This window comes from Sporosarcina sp. FSL K6-3508 (assembly GCF_038615825.1).
Lineage (GTDB): Bacteria > Bacillota > Bacilli > Bacillales_A > Planococcaceae > Sporosarcina > Sporosarcina newyorkensis.
This window is the reverse complement of record NZ_CP152016.1, coordinates 501,357-516,650: the sequence shown is the minus strand read 5'-3', so window position 1 is coordinate 516,650 and position 15,294 is coordinate 501,357. Positions and strand designations below refer to the sequence as shown.

At 44.3% G+C, this 15,294-nt stretch carries 14 protein-coding genes and 1 tRNA gene; 5 read left to right on the top strand and 10 right to left on the bottom strand.

What is annotated here, in order from left to right; translation table 11 throughout:
* Positions 1–68: 68 nt before the first annotated feature.
* Both MKX97_RS02405 and MKX97_RS02400 read left to right on the top strand, forming a co-directional pair.
* Complete coding sequence (locus MKX97_RS02405) at positions 69–1,127, top strand: CMP-N-acetylneuraminic acid synthetase (RefSeq protein WP_009766280.1); 1,059 nt, start codon at positions 69–71, stop codon at positions 1,125–1,127.
* A gap of 11 nt (positions 1,128–1,138) precedes the next feature.
* Positions 1,139–1,327, top strand: coding sequence for an SE1832 family protein (locus tag MKX97_RS02400; protein WP_009766281.1), 189 nt, complete (start codon positions 1,139–1,141; stop codon positions 1,325–1,327).
* A gap of 174 nt (positions 1,328–1,501) precedes the next feature.
* On the opposite strand, the gene MKX97_RS02395 is transcribed toward MKX97_RS02400, so the two are convergent.
* A complete protein-coding gene (locus MKX97_RS02395) occupies positions 1,502–2,047 on the bottom strand; it encodes an RNA polymerase sigma factor (RefSeq protein ID WP_040758544.1) in 546 nt (181 codons plus the stop codon).
* A 111-nt stretch (positions 2,048–2,158) separates the two neighbouring features.
* Positions 2,159–3,418 (bottom strand): CNNM domain-containing protein, encoded by a 1,260-nt coding sequence (locus MKX97_RS02390; RefSeq protein WP_342536865.1) that lies wholly within the window; start codon positions 3,416–3,418, stop codon positions 2,159–2,161.
* 241 nt (positions 3,419–3,659) lie between these two features.
* On the opposite strand from MKX97_RS02390, the gene MKX97_RS02385 reads away from it, so the two are divergent.
* Positions 3,660–5,042 carry a dipeptidase gene (locus MKX97_RS02385; RefSeq protein WP_340758171.1) on the top strand — a complete coding sequence of 461 codons (1,383 nt, stop codon included), beginning with the start codon at positions 3,660–3,662 and terminating at the stop codon, positions 5,040–5,042.
* Between the two features lie 501 nt (positions 5,043–5,543).
* Here MKX97_RS02385 and MKX97_RS02380 read toward each other — a convergent pair.
* The 6 genes from MKX97_RS02380 to MKX97_RS02355 form a co-directional block, all read right to left on the bottom strand.
* Complete coding sequence (locus MKX97_RS02380) at positions 5,544–6,137, bottom strand: nitroreductase (protein WP_340758170.1); 594 nt, start codon at positions 6,135–6,137, stop codon at positions 5,544–5,546.
* A 107-nt stretch (positions 6,138–6,244) separates the two neighbouring features.
* A complete protein-coding gene (locus tag MKX97_RS02375; protein WP_078817412.1) occupies positions 6,245–6,730 on the bottom strand; it encodes an amidase domain-containing protein in 486 nt (161 codons plus the stop codon).
* A gap of 45 nt (positions 6,731–6,775) precedes the next feature.
* Entirely contained in the window at positions 6,776–7,504 is a 729-nt protein-coding gene (locus MKX97_RS02370; RefSeq protein WP_342536864.1) for an amino acid ABC transporter ATP-binding protein, read from the bottom strand.
* A 28-nt stretch (positions 7,505–7,532) separates the two neighbouring features.
* On the bottom strand, positions 7,533–8,198 hold the full coding sequence (locus tag MKX97_RS02365; RefSeq protein ID WP_342536863.1) for an amino acid ABC transporter permease: 666 nt from the start codon (positions 8,196–8,198) through the stop codon (positions 7,533–7,535).
* A 1-nt stretch (position 8,199) separates the two neighbouring features.
* Positions 8,200–9,024 (bottom strand): transporter substrate-binding domain-containing protein, encoded by an 825-nt coding sequence (locus MKX97_RS02360; protein WP_078817415.1) that lies wholly within the window; start codon positions 9,022–9,024, stop codon positions 8,200–8,202.
* 329 nt (positions 9,025–9,353) lie between these two features.
* A tRNA-Ala gene (locus tag MKX97_RS02355) sits at positions 9,354–9,426 on the bottom strand.
* Between the two features lie 73 nt (positions 9,427–9,499).
* On the opposite strand from MKX97_RS02355, the gene MKX97_RS02350 reads away from it, so the two are divergent.
* Both MKX97_RS02350 and MKX97_RS02345 read left to right on the top strand, forming a co-directional pair.
* Positions 9,500–10,516, top strand: coding sequence for a DUF2804 domain-containing protein (locus MKX97_RS02350; RefSeq protein WP_078817416.1), 1,017 nt, complete (start codon positions 9,500–9,502; stop codon positions 10,514–10,516).
* Between the two features lie 109 nt (positions 10,517–10,625).
* Positions 10,626–11,084, top strand: a complete 459-nt coding sequence (locus MKX97_RS02345) for a YusW family protein (RefSeq protein ID WP_342536861.1) — start codon at positions 10,626–10,628, stop codon at positions 11,082–11,084.
* Between the two features lie 645 nt (positions 11,085–11,729).
* On the opposite strand, the gene MKX97_RS02340 is transcribed toward MKX97_RS02345, so the two are convergent.
* Together MKX97_RS02340 and MKX97_RS02335 are read right to left on the bottom strand one after the other, a co-directional pair.
* On the bottom strand, positions 11,730–13,547 hold the full coding sequence (locus MKX97_RS02340; protein ID WP_342536860.1) for an ABC transporter ATP-binding protein: 1,818 nt from the start codon (positions 13,545–13,547) through the stop codon (positions 11,730–11,732).
* Positions 13,544–15,262, bottom strand: coding sequence for an ABC transporter ATP-binding protein (locus MKX97_RS02335; RefSeq protein ID WP_342536859.1), 1,719 nt, complete (start codon positions 15,260–15,262; stop codon positions 13,544–13,546). Before MKX97_RS02335 ends, MKX97_RS02340 begins: the two co-directional genes overlap by 4 nt.
* Positions 15,263–15,294: the final 32 nt, after the last annotated feature.

Sequence of the window (15,294 nt, the reverse complement as noted above, 5' to 3'; positions counted from 1 at the left end):
CGTTCCCCATTGTAATAAACTCTTTTCCATTTTCATAGGCTAAGAGGAACGTAGCAGGTTCAGAAAGGGTGGTTCCAATCGAACAACAAGTCAAAAAAAAAATTGCGATGTATCTCTCTATAACAGACGGAAAAGGAAGTTATCCTCTCCGACGTGCAGCCTCGTTGGCAAGCATCTTGAAAACTGAAGCAGAAGTCTTCTTTCTGCATGATCGAGAAACAGCAGTTCCTGAAGGTGATTTTGCTTGTTATCCAGTGGAAGGGCCTTCTTCCCTCATTCAGCTTATAACCCATCTGCAACCCGACCTTTTAATTCGAGACAGCGGTGTTAGCCATAAAGAAGAAGTGTCCAAGCTTCAAGATTTAGTCCCTAGTCTGCTGCACTTCGATGATTTTGGCGAAGGAGGACATCTTGCAGATTTAGTCATCCAAACATTATATGCAGAAACACATGAGCCGCTCCCAGACCATTACATCGTCGGCCATGAAATGTTTGCAGCAGACGCTTCACTCAAGCCGCACCACCAGGCAGGATTGAAGGAAAAGCCTTTCGCCTCTTCACCGCATCTCGTCATTTCATTTGGAGACGAAGATCCTGGTAACCTGACCTATCGCGCGTTGAGACATATTAAGCAATTACAAATCCCTCTGCACGTCTCTGTTTTAATTGGCTCAAATTATACTCATGACGTCAGTGAAATTCAAATGATGGCTCTCAGCCGCAGAAATACGAAAGTACTTCGGTCACCTGACAATCGGGCAGAAATTTATTCGCAGGCAGATATGATTTTATGCGATGCCTGCTATACCCCTTATGAAGTCGCAACAATCGGTGTACCTTGTATTGTCCTTGCCCAAAACGAGTTCGAATCAAACCTGGGCTTCCCTACAGAGAGCCACGGCTTCATCCATCTCGGGCTCGGTCGTAAGGTGACACAGTCAAATTTGCTGAATGCCATCATGGAGCCGTTATTGCATGAGGCACGGAGAGAACGAGCTGTGAAGCGTCAACTTCAGTTGAATGTAGGCAATGGCGAGGAGAAAATCGTGGAGGCCATCCGCTATTTATTGGAGTTTCCAAAACGGACAAGATCCGGATATGTTACACTAAGGGAAAATGGCAGATAGGAGTTTTCCCATTGACTAAAAACCAAATCGAACAAGAGATTGCACAACTCAAAATGGACTACATCGGTTTGCAAGGCGATATCGAAAAACTAGAATCCACAGGTCACAGCAAGATGATCGAAAACGCTGAACGCCGACTAGCCGGCATGGAAGACCGTTTAGCTGAGTTGAACAAGCAGCTGGCTGAAGCAACAGAATAAAACACCAAGGGGCTGTTCAAACTTTCTGAACAGCCTTTTTCGTTGCCGACAATCATGAATAGTCCATTTGCGCTCATACTCCCTCTTCAAGCGATCATAACACGCTCATAAAACCACTGCGCGCGCTCATACACGTACTTTTTCAGCAAAAAAAAAGCCCACAAAAAGTGAGCTTTAAGCCATAACATATTCCGTTGCTGCTTGGTCCTGCACTAATAGTTCCTTCAAATACTTCTTCGCACGGAACAAACGTGACTTCACCGTGCCGATGGACACTTTCATGATACCGGCAATTTCGACTAATGAATATTGATTGACGTAGAAATACTCGATAGTCTTACGGTAGATACCGTCCAGCTGTCCGATCTTCTGCTGAACCAACATTTGAATATCATTTTGTTCAATCAATTCCACAGGAGTTTTTGCATCACTGGGAACCAAATCTAGAAGCGGAACGTCTAATGTATCAGGCTGGTTCATCACGTACTGGCTGTGTCGTACATTTTTTCGGTAGCGATCTCGGAATGTATTCATACAAATCGTTGTCAACCAAGCTTTCATGCGATTGACTTCGTTCATTTCACCACTGTATCGAACCACTTTCACCCAAACATCTTGCATGAGATCTTCTGCTTCTTCTTTATTTCGAGTCAATTTAAGACATAAATGATATAAGTATCGTCCATATTCTTCATATAATGCGTTTAAGTCAGTATTCATAATAAGTACCTCCGTTTGAACTGGTACCTTTATTATGTCAGACATCTACCTTACTAACTATTGCTTTCTCTTTCAGCAACCTTACATTTCTGTAAGGTTGCTTTATAACGTTTAAATTCCGATTAACTCTTCTTGTTCTTTTGGTTCCTCGCGTTTCGTGATCCGCAAACGCAGAATACGCGTCCTGTCCATCTCTTCAATCTCAAATACTAAAGAGTCGAAAGTGAACTGCTCGCCTTTTTCGGGGATATGTCCAATTTCCGAAAATACAAAACCACCAATCGTTTCATGGTCGGTCGGCAACTCCACATCAAGCAACTCGATCACATCTTCAATCCCGAGACGTCCTTGGCACACCAGACAGTTTTCATCCTTTTCAAAGACCATTGACTCTTCTTCAACGTCCGTTTCATCTTCTATATCCTGTCCAATCATCTCTTCAATAATATCTTCCTGCGTGACGATCCCCAGTGTTCCGCCGTATTCATCCAGCACGATGGCCATATGCTTTTTCTGTGTCAGCATGCGTTTGAATACCAATTCCACACTCGCTGTCTGCACGACAAATAAAGGTTCATGGTCAATCATTTCTGAGAACTTCTTCTCGGGATACATCGACCATTCAATCAACATTTTCGAATAAAAAATACCGACAACCTTGTCGATACTTTCCTCATATACCGGATAGCGTGTATAAAAATACTGCAGTACAACATCTCGAACGTCTTCATATGTGGAATCCATCGATAAAGAAATGACATCCGTCCGATGGGTTTCCATCACATCCATCACATCTTTTTCACGAAAGTCCAGAACACCTTTCAAACGAATCGATTCATCCTGACCGAACGTTCCTTCAGTAGATGCGATATCTACCATAGAACGTACGTCTTCCTTCGTAAGCGTCGCTTCTGTTACAGCCCCTTTAGAAATCAGTCGAACGAAGAAATTGGTAAACAGGGCCAGTATTGCAGTCAATGGAATGAGTAATTTAACGAGAAATGTAATGGGCGGTGCAACGACATAAGCGATTCGATCCGCGAAAGTAGCAGCGATCGTTTTCGGCAGCACTTCACCGAATATAATCAGAACCACCGTCAGTATTCCCGTCATGATCCCAACACTCAAGCCTTTATCAATTGCGATCATCGTTACGATTGTGGGCATCAAAATGTTCGCGATATTATTGCCGATTAATATGGCCGTAATCATCCGATCCGGCTTTGAAATTAATTGCCGTAATTTAATTGATTTCTTATCCCCTTGATCTGCACGCAGCTGAATCTTCATGCGATTCACAGCAGTCAAAGCGGTTTCACTTCCCGATAAAAAGAAGGACAAAAACAAACAAAGTCCTAATGCAATAAACAATTGCGTCTCCCCCAGCATCTTCTTCATTAAGCTTAGTTAATAAAATATGATATTCCCTAAATTTCACAACTTCTTATTTCAATAGTATAGCACAAAGTCAAAACGATCCGTTAATTCGAAACAGACCTGCACACCCACTTTTACACATCGTTTCCCTTCTTACTAAGCGTCTAAACCTTATCGTTCATAAAATTCTGCTATACTGTGGAATAGAAAATACGTACAGAAATGAGGGCTTCACATGAGTACATTACAAACATTGGATCACTATTTCACAGAAAACCGTGAGCGTCACATGGAAGAACTGAAAGCATTTTTGGAAATTCCAAGCATCAGTGCTTTATCGGTACATCAACCGGATATGCAAAAGGCTGCTGAATGGTTGGCAAGCGCTTTTAAAGACACAGGTCTTGAGAATGTGTCAATTGAGGAAACAACCGGGCAGCCTGTCGTCTATGCCGACTGGCTGCATGCGGAGAATCAGCCAACTATTCTAATCTATGGTCACTATGATGTACAACCTGTCGATCCCCTTCATTTATGGGAAACACCACCGTTTGAGCCATCCATCCGTGATAATAAATTGTATGCACGCGGTGCGAGTGATGACAAAGGGCAAGTGTTTATGCATGTGAAAGCGATCGAGGCCCTGATGAAATTGGACGGAAAACTTCCTGTTAACGTCAAGCTCATCATTGAAGGCGAAGAAGAAATCGGAAGCCCTAGCCTCGAAGCGTATATTCGGGAAAATCAGGAAAAGCTGGCTGCTGACTTGATCGTCATTTCTGACACAGGAATGTACGGACCCGGACAACCTGCCATCTGCTACGGACTGCGCGGCTTAGCCGGCGTACAAGTCGATGTGAAAGGTCCTAAAGGAGATCTTCATTCAGGATTGTACGGCGGAGGTGTACAAAATCCAATTCACGCCTTAGTTGAAATCTTGGCTTCGTTCCGAGACAAAGAAGGTACGATTGCGATTGATGGTTTTTATGATCAAGTTCGAGATCTGACAGACGAAGAGCGTTCTGCCTGGGCAGCTTTGGACTTCGATAAGGAAGCGATTAAAAAGGAAGTCGGCGTAAAGGAGCTTACCGGCGAACCCGGCTATTCTTATACGGAGCGTACATGGGCTCGTCCTACATTAGAAATCAATGGCGTATTCGGTGGATTTTCAGGGGAAGGAATCAAAACGGTTCTGCCGTCGGAGGCAGGGGCAAAAATCACTTGCCGATTAGTACCCGATCAAGATCCTGATGATATTGTCGATAAGTTGCGCGCGCATATCAAAAAACATGAGCCTGTCGGTTGTACGGTGACGGTGACCGATTTCGATAAAGGAAAACCTTATTTGACGCCTTATGACCACGAGGTAATTCAAGCAGCAGGAAGAGCTTATGAACAAGTGTATGGTGTACCGACTGTTTATACCCGTGGCGGCGGTTCCATTCCGATCGTAGCTGCTTTTGATGAAATTCTTAACTTGCCTGTCGTTTTGATGGGCTTCGGTCTCGATACAGAAAACTTCCACGCACCGAATGAACATTTTCATTTGGAAAACTTCGACAAGGGCTTGCGTGTGATCAGCAGCTACTATGGAGAAGTTGAAAAGCTTGGACTTTGAAGTAACACTGTACTGTAGATAAAAGAATTGGCAGGCGGTTACGGCACCGTTGATCTACATTCCAGGCGGACGCTTTCCGGGGGGCGCCGCCTTCCACTACGATCAAATTGCGTATTTTCTTAGCATTAGTATGGGGTTATTTGTAATTACAAAAAATAGTACTAGTGAAGGTGTAAACTTTTTTCTTTCTAATAAAGCGATAAGACATTATGTATAGTGAACTCACTATGTTTTACAGCTCACTCTATACGGATTGAAGCGGAAGATGGGCGACTCCAGCAGGATTAGCGTGACAGGTGAGACCCTGGACTAAGCGAGGCGAAGGAAGCGGCTCACCGCACGCCCCGCGGAAAGCGTCCCATCTGGAGCGGAAATCCCCGGACAACAAGCATATTATTTTGCTTTATTTTTCTCTCTAGCGCTATTCAGACCAACTATTTCCGTATTTTTCCTACAAGTCAAAACAGGCTGTCCTTGAATAAAAGGGCAGCCTGTTTTTGTTTATTCCACTGAATCTTCTTCACTGTCGCCGAAATACGTGATGATTTCTTCGACAGGCTTGCGCGGGTTGGCTTTGGGAGCTGCGTCGAAATAGCCGAATTGGAGCATGCTGATGATTCGTTCACCGGGGTGTATACCTAAGCGTTCACGGAATTTCGGGTTGTCCAGGAAGCCTGGTGTCTTCCAGCATGTCCCGATTCCCTTATCCCATGCCAGCAATTGAATGTTTTGAATCAACATGCTAGCTGCCGCGTAATCCTCTAGACGCTCTTTTTGACGAGCGTCTTCAGGCACGATAACAAAAACGGCTGCACTGGCAGACGTAAACTTTTTCATTTGCTTTTCTAAGTCTTCATCCGAAAGCTGCTTCCAGTTCGCCACGCCGAATTCTTTCAACACGTCCAGAATTTGCTCATATTGCTCGCCTGCTGCTACAACTAAGCGCCAAGGATTCCGGTTTCCATGGTTCGGTGCCCAAACGGCATCTTCTATAATTTCTGGTATAATTTCAGGTTCGATTGGCTGTCCGTTAAAGCTTTTGATCGAACGCCTTGAGATAATGGCTTCTCTTACCGATAATGCTTGTTCATTCAAACTCAACCTTCTCCTTTGTAAGTAAAGTATTTAGCTACAAGTATACCCCAACTATATAGGTTGTTACTAGAGGCTAAGCGAAAACACTTCGATTCAACGACCGTGACTCAAGAAAAGTTGTCGTTAATTTTGAAGAAAATATACGTGGCATTGGGCGAATAGGCATACGAATCTTTATAATCCCACGTTCGGTGATATGCATTATAAGTATGGGCATTGACAAGCGGTATCCTGCCATCTTTAGCTGTGACGATGGTCGAATGATCAAATCGCCCATCGCCCTGGAAGTCATAGGCGATGACGTCACCGAGTCCGAGCTCTTCCGCCGAACCGACTTGCGTAGCTGTCAATCCTTTTTTAGAAGTGGCTAAATACCAGCGCAATGAATGGGCGACGGTGAAACTGAAACTCCACGTCCCATTGCGCATCCACCATCCTTTTTCACGGTTCGGATAGCCATGCATCGGTGCACCGCCTGCCAATAAACACTGCGATATATAATTCGTGCAATCATCCTCCACGATCGGAAAAGCAGGATTTCTGCTATTCCACCATTTATCTGCATATCGGACAGCCGCCAATCGATCATACAAAAAAACCCCTCCTTGCCAAACTATATGACAAGAAAGGGCAGCTCATTAATGATTTAATACTTTAGACAAAAAGTTTTGGGCACGCTCTGTGTCAGGGTGTGAGAAAAACTTGGCAGGTGATGCTTGTTCCACGACTTTTCCTTCTGCCATGAAAATGATTTCATCACAGATCTCTTTCGCGAACCCCATTTCATGGGTCACCACCACCATCGTCATCCCATCTTCTGCCAGCTTACGAATTGCATCCAGCACTTCCGTAACCATTTCAGGATCCAGTGCAGATGTCGGTTCATCAAACAGCATCACCCGAGGTTCCATCGCTAACGCTCGAGCAATCGCTACCCGCTGTTGCTGCCCGCCAGACAGTCTATTTGGGTACGCATCAAATTTGTCACCCAAGCCTAATGAAGTCAGAAGTTCTTTCCCTCTCTTCTCCGCCTCTCCTTTACTCAGCCCCTTGACGTTTATTGGAGCTAACGTCACATTTTGAAGTGCAGTCAGGAATGGATAGAGATTAAAGCTTTGAAACACAAACCCAATTTCCGATCGCGCTTTATTAATATCTACTTTTTTATCATGGATGGAGATCCCATCTACAATGATTTCTCCATTATCGATTGGTTCTAACGCATTAATTGTACGAATCAACGTGGATTTGCCTGCACCACTCGGACCGATAATCGCCACTACATGGGATTTAGGCACTTCCAACGTAACATCAGTCAGCACTTGATTCGTACCAAATGTTTTATTGACATTTTTTACAGCAATCATTTACGGCACTCCTTCACATCGGCAATCATCAATTTTCCCTCGACAAAAGTCGTTTTTCAATAACACGGATAATCATGGACAGTGTAAATGTCATAGCAAAGTAGACAAAACCAACGAATGTCCATACTTCGATTGAACGGAATGTGGTAGAGACCAGGTTTTTCGCATTCAACGTCAATTCCGTTGCACCAATTACAGAAATTAGTGAAGAGTCTTTAATGAGCATGATAAATTGTGAAGCAAGCGGTGGAAGAACTCGACGGAATGCCTGTGGCAAAACGATGAGCCGCATAGCCTGCCAATAACTCATACCCGAAGAACGGGCCGCTTCCATTTGACCTTTCGGCACACCTTGAATTCCGGAACGAACGATTTCCGCAATGAAGGCTCCTGTAAAAACTGCCAAACCGATGATGGCCCCCCAATAGGAGCCTAACTTCAAAAATTGGCCTAATACAAAGAAAATCCAAATCAGTAAAACTAACAGCGGCACGCCACGCATGACTTCTACATAAGCTGAAGAAATTAGACGGATAAATTTATTTCTGGAGATCCTGCCCATTCCGAATATAATACCGATCGGAATAGCAAGGAGTAAAGCAATCGCTGAAATTTCAAGCGTCTTTAATGTCCCTTCAATAAAAATATCCTTGTTTTGAGAGATGACACTGAAGTCATAATCATAGCTTCCCATATTAATCTTCCGTAACCTTCGTCAGCCAGTCACTTTCTTCAAACCAGCGCGTTCTGGATTCCAATTCTTCCGGGCTATCGATGTAGCCATGCAAAAATGAATTCAACCATTGCAATGTTTCAAAATCATTTTTCTTCACAGCAATCCCCAGATTTTCAGCAGAAAGCAAACCTTCTACCTGATGTACTTGTCCTTCATGCTCCAAGCGCCATACCGCGATAGCCGGCTCATCGTAAACGACTGCGTCAGCTTGTCCTGAACCCATTGCTGTAGCAGCTAAAGGGAAATCTTCAAAGTCCACGACTTCAGCATTTTTGAATTGAGATTTCGCCAGTAACGCACCTGTTGTTCCTACGCCCACTGCAATTTTCTTTCCTTTTACGTCCAGCTCTTCCCAAGACTTAACATCTTTATTGGCAGCTGGAACCATGATCGCCTGACCTGTTTTGTAGTAAGGATCCGACATACCGACCGCCAGTGCACGGTCTCCTCGAATCGTCATCCCTGCGATGACCATATCTACTTCTCCGGTTTGGAGCGCTGGTACTAAGCCGTCAAATACGAATTGTTTGAACTCCACGTCAACTTTCAACCATTCACCAACTGCATTTGCCAAGTCGATGTCATACCCTACATAACCGCCCTCTGTGCTCTTCATCTCAAAAGGGAAATAACCCGGTGCGATCCCGACCACCAGTTTCTTCTTGTCCTGGATGTTCTTTAAGGTGGATTTCTCTGTTGTGCCTGCTCCACCTCCGTCATTATTACTACAGCCTGCAATAATTAATACGAGAATGAGTAAAAGTGCCGAAACTGTCTTTTTCATTCGTTTCCCCTTCTTTCTTTAAAGTGATGTCAATCTTCTAAATTAAAATAATTATAAGTTATTGGAAGAGAGCTGTCTACAGCTGTTTGAATAGTATATTCATAGTGCAATGAATATTTTTTTAACTCAATTGGCTATAGCCTGCTACCGATGTCTTTTAGTATACTTAATATACAACATGGTGAATAAATATACAATAGCTATTATAAAATAATCATAAATTCTCTAATTTTTGAGGATTTATCGGGTAAGAACAGAATTTATTTATCATTAAAAAATGGCAGTTCCCGAAGAAATTCTTCAAGAACTGCCATCTGCTATTCTATATATGGAGCATAGGGGGCTCGAACCCCTGACCTTTGCACTGCCAGCGCAACGCTCTCCCAGCTGAGCTAATGCCCCTCGTTTCTGATACAATATAGAGTATAGCAAGTGTTCGATGAAAAGACAATAGGCAAGAAAGGTGGTAGGACAGATGCAGCATGCAGAAAGAGAACTGACCGAATCCGTGGTATTATGCGATTCAAAGGGTCTTCTCAATCCTGAGTCAATTGGATTTGCCCGAAGTCCTTTAGTAATCAGTAATCTCAAAGGGCAGTTTATGAAAAAGAAAAGGTGGAATTATTGGTGTATTTATGGAGAAGATTTATTATTTTCTACGTCAATTGTTCATCTGGACCATAAAGCTATTTGTCAAATTTACATACTAGATTACGAAACCCAGCGATTCTATGAAAAGTATCTGACCTTGCCACTGGGTAGACGTGTCAAAATGCCCGAAGAACCTTTGAACAGCATCAAGTTCATTCATGACCAACTTACTGTTCAGTTCGTCCACATGCAAGGTGAAACGCATCTGTCTGTCACTATTCCTGACTTCGACAACGAAACGTTGCATGCAGATCTGCACATCATCCATCCTGAAAAAGATGAATCATTGAATGTCGTCATTCCAAAAAGTCGCGACATTTTCCATTTCACTTCCAAACACGCCATTTTACCTACCGGTGGCTTTGTAAAAATTGGCGATCGACGATACGATTTCAATCCCTATTACAGCTTCGCGGTCCATGATTATGGCCGAGGTGTTTGGAGCAGTATGACGGATTGGAGCTGGGCGATGGCATCCCAACGGACAGGCGGAAAACGAGTGGGCTTGAATCTAGGCGGAGGCTGGACAGACGGCACAGGCTTAACAGAAAATGCAGTGTTTGTGGAAGGGACAATGTATAAGATCCACGAAGATGTATTATTTGAAAGAAATATTGAAAACCCCTTAAATCCTTGGCGTATTCAATCAAAATTTTCAAATGATGTCAACTTAACATTCAAACCATTCTTCCAGCAACATACACTTGATCGTTATTGTATTCGCAAGATGTCAGTTAATCAAATGGTTGGTTATTATCACGGAAAGATTCGTCTGCCGAATGATCAAATATTGCCGATCAGACAAATGCTCGGTTCCATTTTACAGCGCACAGATCGATAATCCAGGCATTTAGGCATACTCTATTCTCTTCATACCTTGAATTTGTGGTTTAGCTCCAGCCTTTTCAGGTCATAATATAAGTACTATGAACTTTGAAAGGGTGGCGCTCATGTCATTTTTACGAATGGTATCAATTGTGGGTTTTTCATCAGTTTTAATTTTGGGAGGCTGTTCTTCGAAAAAAGAGGCACCTAATAATGACGATCCGACAATCGGTTACGAAGATGAAGATAAAGGCAGTTCCATTAACACAGGGGACGGTTACGGTTTCACAGACTTCGATTTGTCGATCAAGAAAGACGGCAAGAAGATTGAAGTCGATTATGAAGACGTCAAACCTTCCGATGCGGAATACATCAATGAGTTTCAGGAAGTGAACAAAGAAGGCAACGATGCAATTGACAGTATGCACAAGATGTTTATGGAAATCCTACTAGACAGTGATACGACGAAAGATGAAACGATCGAAGAAATCTTGAAATGGTATGGTCTCGATGATTACGATGAGTTCGAGCTTGAAGTGAAGTATACTGACGATAAGACGCTTAACATTGATGAGAAAAAGTAACACAAGAAGCCATCTATCCGCTTATTCGACAGTGGATAGATGGCTTAATTTTTGCACAAAACCAAAACGATTAAGTTACGTTGGCTTCATTGAAGAAAGTGTATGAAAGCAATTTAGGCTTGCGATCCGAGGATTAGAGCTCCAGATGGGGACGCTTTCTGGAGGGCGTGGCTTGAGCTGCTTCCCTCTGAGTACGTGTGCTTCTAATGCTTCGCTTTCGCTCAGTCCAGGATCTCAAGGCATACGCTGATCCTTCCGGAGTCGCCCCATCTTCCGCTCTAACCCCTAGATAGTGAACCGCAGCACATATAAAGTTCACTGGATAAAGTATATGTATTTGTATGTCAGGACGGAAAAGGCTCTATTCCTATTGAGACGTTACTTCATGCCCTTTTCTCTCTCCCTGATTGGAATATTAACTCACCGAATTTGGGACACTGTGCCAGTTGATCGTAGTGGAAGGCGGCGACTCCTGGGGGATATCAGCGTGAGCCTTGAGACCCCGCAGGTAGCGAAGCGGACGAGGAGACTCAAGCCACGTCCCCCGGAAAGCGTCCGCCCGGAACGTAGATTAACGGTATTTTTGCCACTATATGGTTGAAATCCACACCACCTATCTTTAACTGGATAGATGGCTTTTTGTGTTCAATCTATATTTTTCAGCATGTCGTAGAACATTCCTTTGCGTTCGAGTAACTCCGCATGGCTGCCTGATTCCATGATTTCTCCGTCCGCCAGCACATAGATCTTGTCTGCTTTACGGATCGTGTTCAAGCGATGAGCAATGATGAAGCTTGTCCGACCTGTAGTCAAGCGTTCCAGCGCCTCTTGTATCGCTAGTTCTGTCACAGTATCGATACTGCTGGTGGCTTCATCCAATAGTAATAACTTTGGATCTGCCACCAACGCGCGGGCAATGGAAAGCAGTTGTTTCTGACCTTGGGAAATTTCTTCTCCTCCTGCAGTCAACACCGTATCATAGCCTTTAGGCAAATTGCTGATGAACGCATGCGCATTCGCCTGCTTTGCGGCTTCTTCCACTTCTTCATCGGTTGCATTCAACTGTCCATAGCGAATATTCTCCCGCACAGTTGCTTCGAATAAAAATGGATCTTGTAAAACGAATGCCATCTGACTGCGCACAGATTGCCGCGGCAGCTGATCGATCGGCACGCCATCCAGCAAGATCTGTCCGCCATCCACTTCATAAAATCGAGAAAGCAACTGCATGATCGTCGTCTTGCCAGCTCCGGTTGCTCCGACAAAAGCGGCCGTTTCGCCTGGTTTGACGTGAAAGTTAATCGAATTGAGAATCACTTCCTCATCGTAGCCAAATGTTACGTCGCGGAACTCAACATCTCCTTGAAGCGTGTAAGTTTGTTCAGCGACCTCATCCTTCTCTACTGGCTCGTCCATAATTGCAAAGACACGTTCCGCTCCTGCGACTGCAGATAACACGGTATTGAATTGATTGGCTAAATCATTGAGAGGTCTTGTGAACTGTCTCGCGTATTCGCTGAAAATAACAATTGTCCCTACCGTTACACCGCCGTACCCTGTCACCGCAAGCAAGCCGCCCACACCGGCCACGATGGCAAACGACATATTATTCAGCGTGTTCATCACTTTCGGAATGAATCCCGAATACGTCTGAGCCCAAAACCCAGCCAATTTTAAACGCTCACTTTTTTCAGCGAATTCGTCAATGACATTCTGCTCTCGAGAAAATGCTTTGACTACACGTTGACCTGATACAGTTTCTTCGATCATTCCATTCAACTCACCAATCGCCCGCTGCTGCTCTTTGAATAAAATACCTGTCCTTCTTGTGATCCAGCGCATCGCAAGAAACATCAACGGCACAATAATCATCGTCAGCAACGTCAATAACGGACTTAAATAGAGCATAATGGACACCGTACCGACCAATGTCAATACACTCGAAAACACTTGGATAAGCGAAGAGTTCAAGGTCTGACTGACACTTTCAATGTCATTGGTCATACGACTCATCAATTCGCCATGCTGTCGTTTATCGAAAAAGCGAATGGGCAACTTCTGCAGCTGACCGAATAAGTGAGTCCGCATCCGATAAACCGTTTGTTGAGCAATACCGACCATCCAGTAGTTCTGCAAGTACGTCGCAACGGAAAAACTGGCATAAACAGTAAGCAACCAGCCGATTTGCATTCCCAAACCATCCACTTTCTTCGGAATGATGTAGCGATCAATAATATTCCCGATCATCAAGGGACCGACCAAAGCTAGAGCAGAACTGGCGAAAACAAGAAACAATACGGCAATGAGCAGACCGCGTTGTTGATCGATTAATCGCCAAATACGCAAGAGTACCGATTTCCAATCGCCTGCCTTCTGAACTTTTTTACGACTGGATTTACTTAAATCATCCTTACCGATAATCGGTTCATAGCCAAATGGCTTGGTAAAAGGCTTCACCATCATTCCACCCCTTCCGCCTGTTGCGACTGCACGATTTTCCGGTAGAAAGAGGAAGAATTCAGCAGTTCATCATGCGTCCCATGACCGACGATTTTTCCATCTGAAAGCAATAACACCGAATCTGCAATTTGTGCGGTCTGAATCTTTTGCGTAACAATGAACATCGTCGTATCTTCCTCCGCGAGAGCTTCCCACAACGCCGCTTCCGTTTTCACATCCAACGCACTGGTGCTATCGTCTAAAATCAAAATCGATGGTTTCCGAATCAACGCACGAGCAATTGACAGACGCTGTTTCTGACCTCCGGATAAATTGACGCCTTTCTGTCCGACTCGTGTGTGATAACCATCGGTAAACCGCATGATCGATTGGTGGATTTGTGCTTTCTTCGCAGCTTCCTCCACTTCCTCCAGACTAGCTCCTTGCTTACCCCACGCTAGATTGTCAATGATTGTCCCGGTAAACAACATAGATTGCTGAGGTACATAGCCAATCATCTTCCGCAACGTATCAAGCTGCCACTCCCCTATTTTCTTGCCGCCGACCAAAATAGTACCATTTGTCGCCTGGAACATCCGCGGTATCAACTGCAACAGTGTAGATTTACCGGAACCTGTCGCGCCCATAATCACAAGCTTTTCACCTGGTCTCACTTCAAAAGATATATCTTGCAGTACATATTCATTCGTATCGGGATAGCGGAATGAAACCTGTTCAAAACGTACTGCGGAAGCACCATCGTATGAATTATCCGTGGCTTCCAGCACCTCCAGCTGATCGTCCGTCGTCAACAATTCTTCCATTCTCTCAGAAGATGCTTTAGCGCGCGAAAAGATCACAATCAAAAAGGAGAACATGGAAAATGCACTCGTCATGCGCATCGCATAGTTGACAATCGCCACAACGTCTCCTACAGGCATTCCGGAATTTCTTACTTCATCCGCTCCGAACCAAAGCACCGCCATGAAACTGGCATTCATAATAAACAACAATACAGGCAAAATCAATTCCATTAAGCGCATTGCATGGACACTGTCTTTCTTCAAGTCTCCAGCAGCTTTTGAAAAACGACTCGTTTCGAATGCGCCACGCAAATAGGCCTTAATCAGCCGAACTGCCTGCAAGTTTTCTTGTACCAATCGATTGACCGAATCAAGACGACGTTGGACTATTCCAAAGAGCCGCACTCCTTTGCGGGCCATGATGACCAGAAAAATCGCTAAAAATGGCGCTCCTGCCAATAAAAAAATGGCTAACTTCGGATTGACAACGAACGCCATGGCAAGACTTCCGAACACCATCAGAGGAGCCCTCGCCATGATGCGCAGCCCCATGAACAATGCATTTTGCACAAGTGTCACATCGCTCGTCAGTCGGGTGATAAGGCTGGATGTCGGAAAGCGTAAAAAAGCAGTGAGCGACATTGTCTGCACTCTTTTAAATAACGCCTGACGCAAGTCAAACCCAAAGCTCTGCGCCGCATGTGAAGCGAAATAGGAGTTGACGACTCCTGAAAAGAGCGCAACGAAGGCAAGGCCCATCATGACAGCTCCCCATAGTCCGACAGCGCCGAGGTCTTCCTGCATGATGCCTTCATCTATAATTTTACCGATCAGCAAAGGTTGGATCAGTTCGACTGCCAATTCCAAAAGCATTAGGAATATAGCGATCATCATAGGCCATTTATAAGGTAACGCAAAACGAAAAACCGTCTTCATCTGTTCCACCTCTTACTCCCCAACTGTATTTC

Coding starts and splice junctions, on each gene's coding strand:
- MKX97_RS02340 (WP_342536860.1), bottom strand. CDS start 13,547: ATGATGGTGAAGCCTTTTACCAAGCCATTTGGCTATGAACCGATTATC.
- MKX97_RS02345 (WP_342536861.1), top strand. CDS start 10,626: ATGTCATTTTTACGAATGGTATCAATTGTGGGTTTTTCATCAGTTTTA.
- MKX97_RS02395 (WP_040758544.1), bottom strand. CDS start 2,047: ATGAATACTGACTTAAACGCATTATATGAAGAATATGGACGATACTTA.
- MKX97_RS02365 (WP_342536863.1), bottom strand. CDS start 8,198: ATGGGAAGCTATGATTATGACTTCAGTGTCATCTCTCAAAACAAGGAT.
- MKX97_RS02385 (WP_340758171.1), top strand. CDS start 3,660: ATGAGTACATTACAAACATTGGATCACTATTTCACAGAAAACCGTGAG.
- MKX97_RS02370 (WP_342536864.1), bottom strand. CDS start 7,504: ATGATTGCTGTAAAAAATGTCAATAAAACATTTGGTACGAATCAAGTG.
- MKX97_RS02350 (WP_078817416.1), top strand. CDS start 9,500: ATGCAGCATGCAGAAAGAGAACTGACCGAATCCGTGGTATTATGCGAT.
- MKX97_RS02360 (WP_078817415.1), bottom strand. CDS start 9,024: ATGAAAAAGACAGTTTCGGCACTTTTACTCATTCTCGTATTAATTATT.
- MKX97_RS02335 (WP_342536859.1), bottom strand. CDS start 15,262: ATGAAGACGGTTTTTCGTTTTGCGTTACCTTATAAATGGCCTATGATG.